Annotated in this window: 16 protein-coding genes and 1 riboswitch; of the genes, 9 read left to right on the top strand and 7 right to left on the bottom strand. The window is 40.9% G+C overall.

What is annotated here, in order from left to right; all coding sequences use genetic code 11:
- Nucleotides 1-107 precede the first annotated feature (107 nt).
- Nucleotides 108-413, bottom strand: coding sequence for a HesB/YadR/YfhF family protein (locus tag ACZ5AE_RS07395; protein WP_464570887.1), 306 nt, complete (start codon nt 411-413; stop codon nt 108-110).
- 233 nt (nt 414-646) lie between these two features.
- Here ACZ5AE_RS07395 and ACZ5AE_RS07400 point away from each other — a divergent pair, with 233 nt between their 5' ends.
- Entirely contained in the window at nt 647-943 is a 297-nt protein-coding gene (locus tag ACZ5AE_RS07400; RefSeq protein ID WP_464570889.1) for a hypothetical protein, read from the top strand.
- Between the two features lie 48 nt (nt 944-991).
- Here the strand turns inward: ACZ5AE_RS07400 and ACZ5AE_RS07405 are convergent, their stop codons facing one another.
- The 5 genes from ACZ5AE_RS07405 to ACZ5AE_RS07425 all read right to left on the bottom strand — a co-directional run bounded on the left by ACZ5AE_RS07405 (nt 992) and on the right by ACZ5AE_RS07425 (nt 5,330).
- Complete coding sequence (locus tag ACZ5AE_RS07405) at nt 992-1,177, bottom strand: hypothetical protein (protein WP_464570891.1); 186 nt, start codon at nt 1,175-1,177, stop codon at nt 992-994.
- 114 nt (nt 1,178-1,291) lie between these two features.
- Complete coding sequence (locus ACZ5AE_RS07410; RefSeq protein ID WP_464570893.1) at nt 1,292-2,647, bottom strand: hemolysin family protein; 1,356 nt, start codon at nt 2,645-2,647, stop codon at nt 1,292-1,294.
- A 62-nt stretch (nt 2,648-2,709) separates the two neighbouring features.
- Complete coding sequence (locus tag ACZ5AE_RS07415) at nt 2,710-3,147, bottom strand: MerR family transcriptional regulator (protein ID WP_464570898.1); 438 nt, start codon at nt 3,145-3,147, stop codon at nt 2,710-2,712.
- A 149-nt stretch (nt 3,148-3,296) separates the two neighbouring features.
- Nucleotides 3,297-4,604 carry a hemolysin family protein gene (locus ACZ5AE_RS07420; protein WP_464570900.1) on the bottom strand — a complete coding sequence of 436 codons (1,308 nt, stop codon included), beginning with the start codon at nt 4,602-4,604 and terminating at the stop codon, nt 3,297-3,299.
- Between the two features lie 171 nt (nt 4,605-4,775).
- Nucleotides 4,776-5,330, bottom strand: coding sequence for a GNAT family N-acetyltransferase (locus tag ACZ5AE_RS07425; RefSeq protein ID WP_464570902.1), 555 nt, complete (start codon nt 5,328-5,330; stop codon nt 4,776-4,778).
- Between the two features lie 148 nt (nt 5,331-5,478).
- A riboswitch (TPP riboswitch) is annotated at nt 5,479-5,586 on the top strand.
- A 71-nt stretch (nt 5,587-5,657) separates the two neighbouring features.
- Between ACZ5AE_RS07425 and thiT the strand changes: the two genes are divergently transcribed.
- The 6 genes from thiT to ACZ5AE_RS07455 all read left to right on the top strand — a co-directional run bounded on the left by thiT (nt 5,658) and on the right by ACZ5AE_RS07455 (nt 9,967).
- The gene (gene thiT / locus ACZ5AE_RS07430; protein ID WP_464570904.1) at nt 5,658-6,245 is read left to right on the top strand and encodes an energy-coupled thiamine transporter ThiT; all 588 of its coding nucleotides are present in this window, start codon (nt 5,658-5,660) and stop codon (nt 6,243-6,245) included.
- A gap of 138 nt (nt 6,246-6,383) precedes the next feature.
- Complete coding sequence (locus ACZ5AE_RS07435; protein ID WP_464570906.1) at nt 6,384-6,608, top strand: FeoA family protein; 225 nt, start codon at nt 6,384-6,386, stop codon at nt 6,606-6,608.
- The gene (gene feoB / locus ACZ5AE_RS07440; RefSeq protein WP_464570908.1) at nt 6,609-8,612 is read left to right on the top strand and encodes a ferrous iron transport protein B; all 2,004 of its coding nucleotides are present in this window, start codon (nt 6,609-6,611) and stop codon (nt 8,610-8,612) included.
- Nucleotides 8,613-8,631: 19 nt separating this feature from the next.
- Complete coding sequence (locus ACZ5AE_RS07445; RefSeq protein WP_464570910.1) at nt 8,632-8,790, top strand: FeoB-associated Cys-rich membrane protein; 159 nt, start codon at nt 8,632-8,634, stop codon at nt 8,788-8,790.
- Between the two features lie 118 nt (nt 8,791-8,908).
- A complete protein-coding gene (locus tag ACZ5AE_RS07450; RefSeq protein ID WP_464570912.1) occupies nt 8,909-9,367 on the top strand; it encodes a helix-turn-helix transcriptional regulator in 459 nt (152 codons plus the stop codon).
- 441 nt (nt 9,368-9,808) lie between these two features.
- Nucleotides 9,809-9,967 carry a hypothetical protein gene (locus tag ACZ5AE_RS07455; protein ID WP_464570914.1) on the top strand — a complete coding sequence of 53 codons (159 nt, stop codon included), beginning with the start codon at nt 9,809-9,811 and terminating at the stop codon, nt 9,965-9,967.
- Between the two features lie 1,157 nt (nt 9,968-11,124).
- Here ACZ5AE_RS07455 and ACZ5AE_RS07460 read toward each other — a convergent pair.
- Nucleotides 11,125-12,039, bottom strand: coding sequence for a nuclease-related domain-containing protein (locus tag ACZ5AE_RS07460; RefSeq protein ID WP_464570916.1), 915 nt, complete (start codon nt 12,037-12,039; stop codon nt 11,125-11,127).
- A gap of 494 nt (nt 12,040-12,533) precedes the next feature.
- Between ACZ5AE_RS07460 and ACZ5AE_RS07465 the strand changes: the two genes are divergently transcribed.
- Together ACZ5AE_RS07465 and ACZ5AE_RS07470 are read left to right on the top strand one after the other, a co-directional pair.
- On the top strand, nt 12,534-14,291 hold the full coding sequence (locus ACZ5AE_RS07465; protein WP_464570918.1) for an ABC transporter ATP-binding protein: 1,758 nt from the start codon (nt 12,534-12,536) through the stop codon (nt 14,289-14,291).
- Nucleotides 14,288-16,306: an ABC transporter ATP-binding protein gene (locus ACZ5AE_RS07470; RefSeq protein ID WP_464570920.1), complete on the top strand. Its 2,019-nt coding sequence runs from the start codon at nt 14,288-14,290 to the stop codon at nt 16,304-16,306. Before ACZ5AE_RS07465 ends, ACZ5AE_RS07470 begins: the two co-directional genes overlap by 4 nt.
- The last annotated feature ends 202 nt before the right edge of the window (nt 16,307-16,508 follow it).

The following is a 16,508-nucleotide window of genomic DNA, read 5'->3' on the forward strand; positions in this document are numbered from 1 at the left end:
AATCCATCTTATAAAATTCTGCCATTTCTTGGAGATAATGTCGAGGGTTTTGGATAAAAAACAAAAAGGTATCCAATTGGCTGGATACCCGAAAACATTTCAGGAGATTAATTAACGAAATTTTCTTCCTTGTATGTCACCTGTAACTCTTTAAGGAAATCATTAACGGATAAATAGGTTTCGGTATCTTCAAAAAACCATAAATCATTTTCTTCTATATAGAAGTTCATTCCATTAACTTCTTTGGAGAACGCAGAGTTTGCTGGTGTTTCAATTGAAAATGCAAGACAATAGCCTTTGTGCTTTTCTCCAAAGCCGGCATATTGCGGGAACAGACGAATGCTAAAGGGCCTTGTGAATTCGAATTCTCCTGCAAACCATGTTACTGCTTTTTCATCAATAGAAATTAACATGTTCCAAACACCAACCTTTTCTAATGAGGTTACAATCCGAAAGAATTATCTTTACTAAAAGGTTACGTTTTTTTCTTGGAAATTGCCTATGATAATATTCACATGAAGCTATGTTAAAGGTTAAATGTAATAAAATGTTCATTTTTATCCATTTGATTATAGAGTTACTGTTTTTGTAACATCTTTATGGTGAAAATGGTGATATGATAACCACATGAAAGGGGATGTTGTTGGTGGAAAAGCAATTTGAGAAATTAAATGAGAACGTAAACGACATGAAGTCACTAATAAATACATTTAACAAAACTTTAGAAAACATTGAACAAAGACTTTCAAGATTAGAGAAAATGGATAGTATAGAACATCGCGTCGCAGTTAACCAAATCGATTTATCCGATATTAAAGAAGTTTTAGAACGGATCGAGGAATCGCAAAAAAATGATATCCAGCATATCAATCGCCGCCTTGATTCCCACCTTATAAAAATTGCGAAAGTAGAAGAGGAAACTATGATTTTAAGGTCAAAATAAAAAAAGACCAGGGACACCTGGTCTTTTTCTATCCAGAGGCGAATGCGCTTACAGCTTTTTGAAGAAAGCTTTAACACCAAGGTAAAGTGTTGCAAGCGCGAAGATAAGAATGGCAAGTGCACCGATAACATGAAATAATGATGACAGGCCAGCTAAAAATGAAATGGTCGGCATTTTAACTAAGGCGAAGCCAGCCAAAATACAGGCCAAGAAAAGAATAGCTGTTTGGTTCAATTTCATCCCCTCCTTGATAGCAGGATATGCAGGCAAGACAAATCTTGGAATAGTCAATTGTCCTGATTTAAAGGACAAAAAAAACAAACCTTTTTTCAGGTTTGTTTAAATATGTTAGTAAAGAACCTCTGAGTTGGATAAAGACACCTGCTTGAGGTTTGTTGGTTCTCCGTCGTTTATACTTTTCATGACTTCTATATATTTAATATGATGGTCTTCCATTTCAATAATTTTAAAGGTGTACATTTCATGGGCAATAATGTCGCCTTCTTTGGCATCGTAATTCTCGGTTAAAATCCAGCCGCCGATGGTATCAACATCTTCGTCATTAATTTCAACGCCCAATAAATCGTTGACTTCGCTTACCAAGACCTTTGAATCGATAATGTAATGATTCTCATTTATTTTACGAATCTCAGGAATTTCATCCATATCGAATTCATCGCGAATTTCCCCGACAATTTCTTCAAGGATATCTTCTACCGTTACCAGACCTGAAGTTCCACCGTATTCATCCATTAAAACTGCCATATGCATCCGCTCTTTTTGCATTTTAACAAGCAAATCGTGGATAGGAATCGTTTCAATCACTCGAATGATAGGGCGGATGAAGCCCTCAAGGGTTTGAGCCGAAAACTGTTCGTTTCCAATAAAATCAGTCATGACTTCCTTGGCATTGACAATCCCGACGATATGGTCCTTATCCCCATCAATAACAGGGTATCTGGTGAATTTCTCTTCCCGGATCGTTGTTAAAAAGATCTCAAGTGAATCATCCTTAGACAATGAGACGATTTCGGTTCGCGGTACCATTATTTCTTTTGCGATTCGATTATCAAAATCAAATATTTTATTTACATACTTGAACTCTGATTGGTTAATTTCGCCACTTTTATAGCTTTCCGATAAGATAATTCGAAGTTCTTCCTCAGTATGAGCAATTTCATTTTCGGAAACAGGTTTAAGCCCAAAGATTCTCGAAACGATTCGAGCAGACCCATTCAGTACCCAAATAAATGGGTACATTACTTTATAGAAAAGAATGAGCGGGCGAGCTACCTTAAGGGTAATCCATTCTGCTTTTTGAATGGCCAATGTTTTAGGCGCAAGTTCTCCGATTACGACATGTAAAAATGTGATCGTTGCAAATGCGATCGAAATGGATAATATTTTTACAGCATTATCGGGAATATTAATGGAAACAAAGAGAGGACCAAGCAAATGTTCAATCGTTGATTCCCCAATCCAACCTAATCCAAGAGCCGTGATCGTAATCCCAAGCTGGCAGGCAGAAAGATATTCATCTAAATTTGAAATTACTCTTTTTGCTGAAACGGCCTTCGAACTTCCTTCTTCGATTAACTGATCGATTCTTGAACTTCTAATCTTCACAATCGCAAACTCTGAAGTTACAAAAAAAGCAGTTAATGCTATTAAAATGGCTATTAAAACCAAATTAAATATGTCCAAATAAGTTCCCTTAACTCGTTGTTTAGACGAGTAAGGTAGTCACCTCCTGGTATTTTCAAAGATTAGCTTGAAACCTTTAAAAGCGATTTCAATAATGCGGTTCTAAGCAGACTTAGGTTATTCGTCAGCGTTTCTTTTTGCTTTTCATCCAATTTTTCAATATATGGGATGATGTCAAATAAATCATTGTGAAGCTTGAGCATTTGCTGGGTCAGCTTAGACACATGTTTTTCCACTTCTGAAGCCTGAATGCTGCCTGCTGCTTTGCGCATTTCTAGTTTTCTTCTAATCTCGTCTAATGGATAATGCAAACTCTTGCATTCTTCGATAAATTTTAAATCATGTAATGATTCTTCCGTATAGATGCGGTAATTGGACTTAGATCGATCTGCTTTGAGCAGTCCAATAGACGTGTAGTAATCAATTGTTCTCTTGGAAACCATTGCTCTTTCCGCTAATTCGCCAATTCGATAAACAGCCCCATCATACCACCTCGACATATATATAAATTAACAATATTATAGAGAATTTAAACCATACAGTCAAACGTTTCGGTTATTATAGGCATTGTTAACTATATTTTATGGAAAATTATAGGTAATATGAATACAAATGTCAAAATATTTGAAAAATAAAAAGACGTCCCCCCTTATTCGGAAGACGCTGGTAATTTTGATACTTCGATATAGCCGATATGATGGCCGTCGATTTCTTTGATTTGAAAGATGAAGCCATCTCTTTCGAGTGTATCGCCTTTTTGGACATCAAATTTCTGGGTCAAAAACCATCCGCCGATGGTATCAACATCATCATCCTCGAGTGTGGTACCTAAAATGTCGTTGACCTCGCTGATGAGAACTTTTCCATCTAAAATAAAATGATTTTCCCCCTTTTTCTGGATAAGGGGTACTTCGTCCAAATCAAACTCATCCCGGATTTCCCCGACGATTTCCTCTAAAATATCCTCGACCGTTACAACCCCGGCTGTGCCGCCATATTCATCGGATAGAACTGCCATATGGGAGCGGTTTTTTTGCAGCTTTACTAAAAGTTCCTTAATGGGGATCGTTTCAATCACATGAATAACAGGTTTTATGTAGGTAGCAAGCGGTTCTTCGCCGCTGCATTTCTGCTGGATGCAGTCGGTCAGCACCTCCTTGATATTGACAACACCTAAAATGTTATCCTTATCCCCATCGATGACGGGATAACGGGTGTATCCTTCTTCCTGGACAGTTTCAATAATTTCATTAAGAGAGGCATCTTTGGAAAAGGTGATGACCTCCGTCCGCGGCACCATAATTTCCTTTGCGATGCGATCATCAAATTCAAAGATCCGATTCATGTAGCTATATTCCGATTGGTTAATTTCGCCGCTCTCATAGCTCTGCGATAAGATTAGCCGTAACTCTTCTTCGGAAAGGACGATATCACTCTCCGAGGCCGGCCTAATCCCAAACAGTCCGGTAACAAAACGGGCGGACCGGTTTAACGCCCAGATAAACGGGTACATCAGCTTGTAAAACAAAATCATCGGCTTGGCAACACGGAGGATAATTTCCTCCGACTTTTGAATGGCAAACGTTTTTGGCGATAATTCACCAATGACAACATGGACAAAGGTGATGACAATAAACGAAATAATAACGGAAATAATGTGGCTTAGGGAAGCCGGGACTTCCAGCCATTCAAAAATAGGTTTTAACAGCTCTCGGATTGTTGGCTCACCAAGCCAACCTAATATTAAGGAAATAATCGTAATGCCGACCTGAGTGGCCGATAAATATCCATCTAAATTAGAAATGACTTTCTTGGCGGCTTGGGCTCTTTTATTTCCTTCGGCAACCAATTGGTCAATTCTGGTTGTCCGTACTCTGACGATTGCAAATTCGGATGCGACAAAAAATGCAGTAAACAGTATGAGCAGAGCTATTATCAAGATATTTATCCAAATCATTGGGGACCTTACGATGCGTAAGGTATGCCACCTCACTTACAAAATAATCTTATTCTTCTTTTGGCCTTCACGTATTTGTGTATAGTTTTATTATTTCAAAAAAATGCTTCTTGAGCAAATTAATGAAAAAACTAATAAAAAAGCTGCCGTCTGGCAGCTGGTGAGAGGCGATTAATAATTGGGGGGCTGCTGCCATTCGCGGGCGAGCATACTGTATACGATAATATCATGAAAATAACCGTTTAACTGTTCTCCGTCCCTTAATATACCTTCTTTTCGGAATCTTAGTTTTTCGGGAATAGCACGGCTTCTGGTGTTCTTTACGCCACAGCGGATTTCAATCCGGTTTAAGCCTAAATCTAAAAATGCATAATTAAGCACAGCATGAACGGAGCGGATCATTATCCCATGACCTTCTGCATCCTTCGCTAAATAATAACCGATGCTGGCCATTTTATTGTACCAGTCAATTTGATGAAGTCCTATTGACCCAACAAGCTTTCCTTTATAAAGGATGCCAAGGTTGCAGGCGCTGCCCTCTGCCAATTGATTCAGCCAATGGGGGATCACAGATTCAAATTGATAGGGAGTGGTCATGCTATCGACCCAGGGAAGCCATGTTCGCAAATGGTCACGGTTCTCCTCGACAAGCTGATAAAGCTGTAATGCATGCTGGCGTTGAAAGACAAGAAGCTCAATTTCATGATCAACCTTTAAAGTAAACATAGGGCGAAACTCCTGAAAGTTTTTTTCTATATACTATGCAAATTAGATTTGGGCTGTGTTTGTGAAAAATAGGGCGGGATATACATTTGTAATATTTTCCTTGTCAAACCTTTTAAACAGTAGTATCATTCGTTATGTAAACAAGTAAATAGTCCACAGGGGGAGCTGCGCATAAGCGGCTGAGAGTGAACGTTCGAGTTCTGACCCTATGAACCTGTTAGTTAACGCTAGCGTAGGGATGTGGTTTTGCCGATATTAGAAAGCAATGCAGACAATCCTTACGTCTTGCATTGCTTTTTTATTTTTTAAAACAAGGGGGAAAATGGTGTGAATCAAAAAGCAAACAGCACACGTTTTATCGCAGAGGTTGCTGTCTTTTCGGCACTCGCTTATCTATTGGACTTAGCAGCAAGTATTTTATCCTTGAAAATTTGGCCGCAAGGAGGGTCGATCTCCATTGCGATGGTTCCAGTCTTTATTATGGCGTATCGCTGGGGCATTAAGGGTGGTTTATTAACGGGCTTCTTGTTGGGATTATTGCAATTCATTCTTGGGTTTGCGCAAATCTACACCATTATTCAGGGAATTATCGATTATTTTATTGCGTTTACGGTTCTCGGTTTTGCAGGGATTTTTGCCCGCCAGGTTAAGAATGCTCTTGAGGAGGGGAATAAAGGAAGCTGGATGATCTATTCCATCATTGGAACCTTCCTAGGAAGCTTGCTGCGATATATTTGCCATGTGTATTCGGGAATTGCTTTCTTTGGCGAGTATGCCCCTAAAGGACAACCGGTTGCCGTGTATTCATTGATTTATAATGGGACCTATATGCTGCCAAACTTTATCATCAGTGCCATAATCGTTGTTTTAGTCCTTGCTGCAATGCCGAAAAGAATGGTTGTTAAATATCAATAATATTAATGAAGAAAAGCCAAGTGCTTTTCTTTTTTTCTTTTTTTGTCACAAATTTTAATATTTTTTTTGAAATTTAGGTGTAAAATGACAATATAGAAAGATAATCATTCTCAATTACAACGGATTGGGTGATAATATATGTTTACATCATTGAAAGCAGGGGAAAAGGGGAAAATCGTTGATATTTCTCATGTTGGCAACCTTGTGAAAAGACGTTTGCTTGATTTAGGAATAACCGAAGGATCGGAAATATCTGTGAAATGCGTTATGCCTTTTGGCGGTCCTATTATGATTGAGTCCTGCGGCCAGTGCGTCGGAATTCGCAGCAAGGAAGCCGTCCAGATCGAAGTGGAGAGAATATAAATGGAAATTGCTCTAATTGGAAACCCGAATACTGGAAAAACTTCATTGTTTAATAACCTCACAGGATCCTATGAGTATGTCGGCAACTGGAGCGGAGTAACGGTTGAAAAGAAAGTCGGCGTTTTTAAGAATAATATTGGCAGATTAATAGATTTGCCGGGTGTATATACACTAAATCCACTTTCACGAGATGAGGGAGTCGTCACTTCCTTCTTCCTCAATGATTCCGTGGACCGGCTATTGAATATCTTGGATGCATCTCAATTAGAACGGAATTTACATTTAACCATGCAGTTGCTGGAGTTTGAAAAGCCGCTGTTAATTGGTTTAAATATGGTCGATGTTGCAAGCTCGCGCGGGATCATGATTGATGCCGAAAAGCTTTCGAAAAAATTGGGTGTTCCGGTTGTTCCTGTTGTCGCCAGAAGCGGGAAGGGCTGTGACCAATTAGTTGATACTATTTCCACAAAATCGTACACGTCGGTGAAAAAGAACCTTGTAAACTATGGTGCCGAAGTGGAAAAGGCAATTGCCGACCTATCCAATGAAATGGCTGGTAAAACGGAGCATTCAAAACGCTTCCTGGCAATTCAATATTTAGAAGGAAATGAATACGTAAAAAATTACTTAACGCAAATTGTTGACACCAAAAAGCTCCAAGCTATTTCTGGAAAATTGGAAGAGTCCATCAAGAATTCGTATGACGTGAAGACATTACCAAACTTTATTTATATGAAAAGAAAAGCAGCGATTGAGAGTATTATCGCTGAAACAACAACTAAACGTGATGGCGTAGTGCCATTATCTGAAAAAATTGACAGCATTGTCACCAATAAATACCTTGGGATGCCAATCTTCTTATTGCTTATGTATTTAATGTTTATGCTGACATTTGATTGGCTGGGGACTCCGTTATCCGATGCACTTGATGGGTTATTGACTGGACCGGTTGCGTCCGGTATTGAAAAAGCTCTGACGGCTGTCCATGCGTCCGCCTTTATTCACGCGCTGATTATTGAAGGGTTAGTTGCCGGGGTCGGCGGTGTTCTTGTGTTTGTACCGCAGATTTTTATTTTGTTCTTTTTCATATCGGTATTAGAGGATTCCGGCTATATGGCGCGCGTCGCGTTGGTCATGGACAGAATTATGGAATCGGTTGGTTTGAACGGGAAAGCATTTATCCCAATGATGATTGGGTTTGGCTGCAATGTTCCGGGCATCATGGCGGCAAGAACAATCGAAACACCGCGCGAACGACTGTTAACAATCTTGCTGACTCCGCTAATGTCTTGCTCAGCACGTCTGCCTGTGTATGCCTTATTTGTCGGGGCATTTTTTGCAGCCCATAAAGCTTTCATTGTTTTAAGCTTATATGTATTAGGGATTGTAGTCGCGTTAATTTTAGCAAAAATATTTTCATCGACCATGTTAAAATCTCAGACATCCTTATTTGTCATTGAATTGCCGCCATATCGGCTGCCGCAGTTTCAATCCTTATGGAGAAGCACATGGGATAAAGGCAAGGGATTTGTACGGAAAGCAGGTACATTCATATTTGCCGGCTCTGTTTTCATTTGGATTCTATCCTATGCAGGGCCTGGCGGCTTGAAGGTGGAAATGGATGACAGTTTCCTTGCGGCAATCGGCGGCGTCATTGCACCGATTTTAGCACCGATTGGATTTGGAACATGGCAGGCGGCGGCATCCTTAATTACCGGCTTCCTTGCCAAAGAAGCGATCATTTCGACGATGAACATTATTTATTTTGTCCCGAATGATTCAAGTCTGCAGGGACTGCTGGCCAATTACTATACACCACTTGCTGCTTACAGCTTTATGGTCTTTATTTTATTGTACATTCCATGCTTAGCCACTACCGCAACCATTTATAAAGAAACAGGTTCAAAAAAATGGACAGCCTTCACGATTGGCTATGCATTAGTCATCGCTTATGTTTTATCGCTGATTGTTTATCAGGGCGGCAAGCTGTTTGGTTTGGTTTAAACAAAAGGAGTGAAATTCTATGATTGCTAGCATTGTAATTGGAGTTGCTATTTTTGGATATGCCGCTTGGGCTCTGGTTCGATTTATTAATCGCTCGAAACAAGGAAAATGTGCTGCGTGCGAATTGAACAAATCCTGCTCCGGCGGATGTAGTGTACCGCCAGAAATCAATAGCTAATAAACGAACTGCTATCTATATGGGATAGCAGTTTTTTTTGAAGAACAACTTTATTACTTTTAAAACTAGGAAAACTTGTGTAAAATTACACTAGATGTTATTGAAGGAAGGGCTTTGTATGACCAGAGATGAAATTATTCAGAATGTTTCAGAGAAATTGCGGCTAATTCGAACTGAAGCAGGCTACACTCAGGATAAAATGGCAGATATTATTGGTGTTTCTAAGAAAACCCTTGTGCAAATTGAAAAAGGAAGAGTTCTTGCCAACTGGTCAACGGTAGTTTCTGTTTGTGCCTTATTTCGTGAAACGGAAACGGTTCAATTTTTATTTGGAAACGAGCCCCTTGAAGTACTTGAAACGGTAGCAAGAGAAGGGATCGATTATCGGAAAGCTAAAACACTTGGCGGCCGGGTCTGGTGGCGGGTTGTTGCAAAGAAGAATGGATATGTCCTTCAGCAGAATATTCTTAGCAAGCATTTTCGGATCCTGGATGGTGCAAATTACCGTATTTTCAGCAGCTTTGACGAAAAGCTTTCTAAGCAGCGGTTCAAGGAATTGTCTAAGAGTGAAGAATGAATACATGAAGGTGGGACGGCTGGGTGTGTGTGTGGCTGTCTTTTTTCTTTTTTGGGCTGGTTTGATGGCAGAGTTATATGAACCCAAACCATCGAGAGAACGAGGAGTTGGGAAGCATAGAAAGGGTATATGAGCCCGAATTATCGAAAGAACGAAGGGTTGGGAAGCATAGGGAAGGTCTATGAGCCCGAAATGTTGGTTGAACGAAGAGTTGGGAAGCATAGAGATGGTCTATGAGCTCGAAATGTCGTTGGAGCGAAGAGTTGGGAAGCATAGCGATGGTCTATGAGCCCGAAAAGTCGATGGAACGAAGAGTTGGGAAGCATAGAGATGGTCTATGAGCTCGAAATGTCGATAGAACGAAGAGTTGGGAAGCATAGCGATGGTCTATGAGCCCGAAAAGTCGATGGAACGAAGAGTTGGGGAGCATAGAGATGGTCTATGAGCCCGAAAAGTCGATGGAACGAAGAGTTGGGAAGCATAGAGATGGTCTATGAGCTCGAAATGTCGATAGAACAAGAGTTGGGAAGCATAGAAGGGCTATATGAGCCCGAAAAGTCGATGGAACGAAAAGTTGGGGAGCATAGAGATGGACTATGAGCCCGAAAAGTCGTTGGAGCGAAGAGTTGGGAAGCATAGCGATGGTCTATGAGCCCGAAAAGTCGATGGAACGAAGAGTAGGGGAGCATAGAGATGGTCTATGAGCCCGAAAAGTCGATGGAACGAAGAGTTGGGAAGCATAGCGATGGTCTATGAGCTCGAAATGTCGATAGAACGAAGAGTTGGGAAGCATAGAAGGGCTATATGAGCCCGAAAAGTCGATGGAACGAAAAGTTGGAGAGCATAGAGATGGTCTATGAGCCCGAAAAGTCGATGGAACGAAGAGTTGGGAAGCATAGAGATGGTCTATGAGTCCGAAATGTCGATGGAACGAAGAGTTGGGAAGCATAGAAGGGCTATATGAGCTCGAATTATCGAGAGAGCGAAGAGTTGGGTAGCATAGAGGGGCTATATGAGCCCGAATTTTCGAGAGAGCGAAGAGTTGGGAAGCATAGAGGGGCTATATGAGCCCGAATTTTCGAGAGAGCGAAGAGTTGGGTAGCATAGAAAGGTATATGAGCCCGAACCAACGAAAGAACGAAGAGTTGGGAAGCATAGAGATGGTCTATGAGCCCGAAATGTCGATGGAACGAAAAGTTGGGGAGCATAGTGATGTTCTATGAGCCCTAAATGTCGATGGAACGAAAAGTTGGGGAGCATAGCGATGGTCTATGAGCCCGAAATGTCGATGGAACGAAGAGTTGGGAAGCATAGAGATGGTCTATGAGCCCGAAATGTCGGTGGAACGAAGAGTTGGGAAGCATAGAGATGGTCTATGAGCCCGAAAAGTCGATGGAACGAAGGTTTGGGGAGCATAGAAGGGCTATATGAGCCCGAAAAGTCGATGGAACGAAGAGTTGGGGAGCATAGCGATGGTCTATGAGCCCGAAAAGTCGATGGAACGAAGAGTTGGGGAGCATAGCGATGGTCTATGAGCCCGAAAAGTCGATGGAACGAAGAGTTGGGAAGCATAGAGATGGTCTATGAGCCCGAAATGTCGGTGGAACGAAGAGTTGGGGAGCATAGAGATGGTCTATGAGCCCAAACCAACGAAAGGACGAAGAGCTTGGTAGCATAGAAAATTCTATGCTACCAAAATCGCGTTAAAATCAAGATTTGATAAAAAGATACGCTGTCAAACCAGAAACATTCCCCATTTATACATAATAAGTCCATTTTCCAGATGACATTACCTGATAGTTTTGTTTTAAAACCCTCGCAACTGTTTTTCTCGGTATCACACATCCACACCAATCATAAACCATACTTGTCGTAATCCGCCACTCCGGAAAAAGCAACATCAACTTTCTCACGCACCGTAGCACAATAGACTCCAAACGCTCCTCACACCCACAAGTATTGCAAACCATTTTCCTTTCCCTAACAGAAACCGAAAATGAGTTGCACTTCGAACAATAAGGACCCTTTTTCAGCTGCTCATAACTATAAGTCGGCTTTGCAGCATTTGGATAATCACCTTGATCCAGTGAAATTAACAGGTCTGCCAGTTTCTCATGGCCATCATTTAGGTTTGATGGGATATTTTCTAATTTTCTTATGAAGCGATTGATTTGTGTTGGGAGAATAACATGATTGTTTTGGGGAGCATTGTATAGGGTGAATGTGGGGCTAATATGAACCACGTAGGATTCAACCAGCAGATTAAATCTGTACTCTCCGAGAAGCTGCCTCAGTTTGGACTCGCTGCGAATTAATTGAAGGAAAGGGTCGTCAATTTCTGTATCATTTTTACAAAAACGGTCGGGATCAGACTTATAAATATAGTCTCCTTCAAAATTTTTAACATCAATCAGGTAAATGGTTTTTTGAAAAATAATCACCGTATCGATTTGAAAATGCTTTTCTTTCAATTTAAAGAGCAAGCCATTTAATACGATGCAGTTATTCTTCAATCCTTCGGTAATAGCATCAAACATCACTTCTCCTTGATAGCCTTTTTCAAGAGCGTAGTACTTTTTGCCGTCCTTGTCAGAAAGTTTCATCCGCGGGTTTAAGGCCCGTAATTCAAGTAACTCCTTTGGTTCATGGCGTGACTTTTTGGGTGTAGGCATAGTCAGTCCACATCCTTTCAAATTAATAAATCCCATCCCCCATTTTACTCCAATTTACAGACAGGGAGTTTTTAAATGTATGAATATTTTGTTAACAACAGCCGATAAGACAATTCTGAAAAATGGGAATTGACAATTAAAATATCTGATGTTAATCTTACAAAGTAAGAAAAAAGGAAATGGAGGGCTGCGACATGATTATTTTAAACCACTTAACTAACCAATCAACTGAATATATAAACGCAGCCAATTCTGAATGATTTCCTTGTAATCTACACGTATGTATTTACAAACACAGGCTGCGTTACTTTGTGATGCGCGGCGTGTGTTTTTTATTTTTAGAAAAGAGGCATACTGCACGGTTGCGGCAGTATGTCTCTTTTTTTATCAAAAAGGAGGAATTAGCATGGTGAAAAGATTCAATATTAGGCTCGCACACAAAATAGGAGATCTAGAAAGCGGATAGATTAAACAGAAATAGGGGGAAAAACAGTATGTTTTCCGTATTAAAGAAATTAAGCTGGTTTTTTAAAGAAAATTGGAAGCGCTACCTAGTAGCAGTCACTTTACTTATATTTGTGGGGTTATTGGATGTCATACCTCCTAAATTAATTGGCTTGGCGATTGACGATATTCATTCCGGGGCGATGACAAACCAGAAAATTTTCATGTATCTTGTCTATCTCCCCATCATTATGGTTTCATCCTATGCCATCACTTATATCTGGCAATATCAATTGTTCGGTGGTGCTTTTTTAATCGAAAGAAAGCTGCGGTCAAGGTTCATGGGGCATCTCTTAAAAATGACGCCGGCATTTTTTGAAAAGAATCGAACTGGAGATTTAATGGCCCGGGCCACCAACGATTTAAAGGCCATTTCGATTACGGCGGGATTCGGGATTTTGACGCTCGTCGATTCAAGTGTCTGGATGCTAACCATTCTGTTTACGATGGGCTTTTTCATTAGCTGGAAGCTTACTTTGGCGGCGATTCTGCCGTTGCCGATCATGGCCATTCTGATGCAAATGTATGGAAAAAAGATTCACACCCGCTTCACCGAAGCACAGGATGCCTTTGGCGAATTAAATGACCGCGTTCTCGAATCGATTGCCGGAGTACGGGTAATCCGCGCCTATGTCCAGGAAAATGCGGACCGCGAGCGGTTTCACCAATTGACCGAAGATGTTTTTCAAAAAAATATAAACGTGGCAAAAATCGATTCGTTATTTGATCCGACCATTAAAATACTGGTCGGCATCAGCTATTTAATTGGCATTGGATACGGGGCAACGCTCGTCTTTCATCAGGTTATCACTTTGGGGGACCTCGTTTCCTTTAATGTGTACCTAGGGATGATGATTTGGCCGATGTTTGCCGTCGGCGAACTGATCAACGTAATGCAGCGGGGGAATGCGTCACTCGACCGTGTCCATGAAACATTAAGTTACCAGGAAGAGGTCCAAAACCCATCCCAGCCAAAAAAGATAGCAGAACCAAACCCAATCCATTTCGAAAAAGTAACATTTCGTTACCCATCTTCGAAAACGGATAATTTGCGAAGTGTCACCGTCAAACTGCTTCAAGGCCAGACCCTTGGAGTTGTCGGCAAGACAGGCAGCGGAAAAACAACCTTTATCAAGCAATTATTGAGGCAATATCCACTTGGAACAGGCGGGCTTTCAATCGGCGGGGCCTCCATTGAAGAACAAACACTAGAACAAGTACGCGAATGGATTGGCTACGTTCCACAGGACCATGTTCTTTTTTCGAGAAGCGTGAAGGAAAATATTTTGTTCGGCTGTAAAGAAGCAACTGAGGACGACCTAGAGACGGCTATTAATCTCGCGGCTTTTCGTAAGGATTTGCAAATGCTCCCGGAAGGTCTTGAGACACTAGTTGGGGAAAAGGGGGTCGCGTTATCGGGAGGACAAAAACAGCGGATTTCGATTGCCCGTGCGCTCATTAAAAATCCGGAAATATTGATTCTCGACGATTCCTTATCTGCGGTAGATGCGAAAACGGAGAAGAAAATCATCGACAATATCCGTACAGTAAGAAACGGGAAAACAACGATTATCACTACGCACAGAATGTCGGCGGTTCAGCATTCAGATCATATCATTGTCCTTGATGAGGGGGCCATTATTGAGGAAGGAACCCATGAACAGCTGCTTGAGCGGGACGGCTGGTATAAAGAGCAATTTTTACGCCAGCAAGTGGAAGCCAAAATCGAAGAGGAGGTATCAGCATGAAGGTTGGCAGACGCTTAATCAACTACGCTTTGATTTATAAAAACATCATTATCGCTGCCTTGTTCATGCTGACCATCTCGGTCGTAACAGATTTGGCTGGCCCGTTTATTGCGAAGAACATCATCGACCAGCATATTTTAGGGATTGAGTCGGTTTGGTATGAAACAGCATCAAAAGGTGATAAAGCCGTAAGTTATAACGGAAAGTATTATAAAAGGGAAAAGTATTTTACAAACGGCAAGCAAAAGGGAGAAAAAGTCCGGATCCTCCAGGTAGGAACAAAATTTGTTTTTATCGAGGACGATTTGGAATTTGACGGAAAAAGAAGTCTCGAAGGCAGCAAACTAATGATCACAAAAGGGAAAGAGCAGGCGGAATATCCCGCCAAAATTATCAAGGTGCCCGAGCTAGCAGCATTTTATCAGCCGGAAATACCGGGGATCTTTAAACTGCTGGCACTTTATTTTGGGCTCTTAGTAGTTTCTGCGGTTTTTCAATACGGTGAGCACTTTCTTTTAAAAAAATCAGCAAACCGGATTATTCAAAAAATGCGCGAGGATGTTTTTCATCATATTCAAAGACTCCCAGTCCGCTATTTTGACAATCTTCCCGCTGGAAAGGTCGTTGCCAGAATCACAAATGACACTGAGGCGATCCGCGAGCTTTATGTAACTGTCTTGGCAGCCTTTTTTACAAGCACTATTTATATTACAGGCATTTACTCAGCCTTGTTTATTTTAAGTGCAAAGCTGGCGGCAATTTGTTTACTTCTTTTGCCCGTTTTGTATATTTGGATTTTGATTTACCGGAAGTATGCTTCCAGATATAATCGGGTGATTCGTTCACGGAACAGTGAAATCAATGCCATGGTTAATGAATCGATTCAGGGTATGAATATTATTCAGGCCTTCAACCGGGAAAAGGAAACGATGAAGGATTTTGACAATCTGAACCATGGCCATTTTACCTACCAAAATAAACTGTTAAACTTGAATGCCTTAACAGGTCACAACCTTGTTGGGATATTAAGAAATCTCGTGTTTGTGGCATTTATTTGGCATTTTGGCGGCCAGGCGCTTTCACCTTCATCTGTTATTTCTTTAGGCATGCTGTATGCTTTTGTAGATTACATCAATAGGCTGTTTCAGCCCGTCCAGGGAATTGTCAACCAATTGGCTAATCTTGAGACAGCGCTTGTTGCAGGTGAGAGGGTGTTTAAGCTGCTGGATGAGCGGGGGGAAAATGTCAGTCAGGAACGTATTTCAAGGATTAAAGGCAATGTCAAATTCGAAAATGTTTCTTTTGGTTACAAAGACGGTGAATATGTTTTAAAGAATATTCAATTTGAAGCAAAACCAGGGGAAACGGTGGCTCTTGTTGGCCATACCGGTTCAGGGAAAAGCTCTATCATGAATCTACTTTTCCGATATTACGACTGTCAGAAAGGACAAATCCTGATTGATGGAAAAGATATTGAATGTATCCCGCGGCAAACGATTCGTCAGCATATGGGGATTGTCCTGCAGGATCCGTATTTATTTACAGGAACAATTGCCTCTAACGTAAGTTTAAATGATCCGTCTATTACAAAGGAAAAAATCGAGAAAGCATTAAGAGATGTTGGCGCTGAAAAAGTTTTTAAAAACCTTGAAAACGGTTATGATGAACCGGTAATTGAAAAAGGCAGCACATTATCCAGCGGGCAGCGCCAGTTGATTTCTTTTGCCCGGGCCCTTGCCTTTAATCCGGCCATTCTTATTTTGGATGAGGCGACCTCCAGCATTGATACGGAGACAGAAGCGCTGATCCAAGAGGCAATGGATGTCTTGAAAAAAGGAAGAACAACTTTTATCATTGCCCACCGTCTTTCGACGATTCGAAATGCCGATCAGATTCTCGTATTAGACCGCGGAACCATTGTCGAACGCGGGACCCATAATGATTTAATGGAGTTAAAGGGAAAATATTATCAAATGTATGAGCTTCAGCTTGGAAGCACAGACATGGCAGGCTAATAAAAAAGTTCACGAAAAATTCATTTCTTCGTTGTAAAAGTGTAATTTTTATCACTTGTCTTACCTTCGCCCCATGATACTTTTATTGTAATAATCAATTTTTAAAATGGGGTGGAGAATCAATGTCAGATTACACAGTTGTTCTAACCATCGGCAGTTTTTTAATCCTGACGTATTACATTGGCTATACACTTATTTCAAG

It is taken from the genome of Neobacillus sp. S1227, assembly GCF_055385255.1.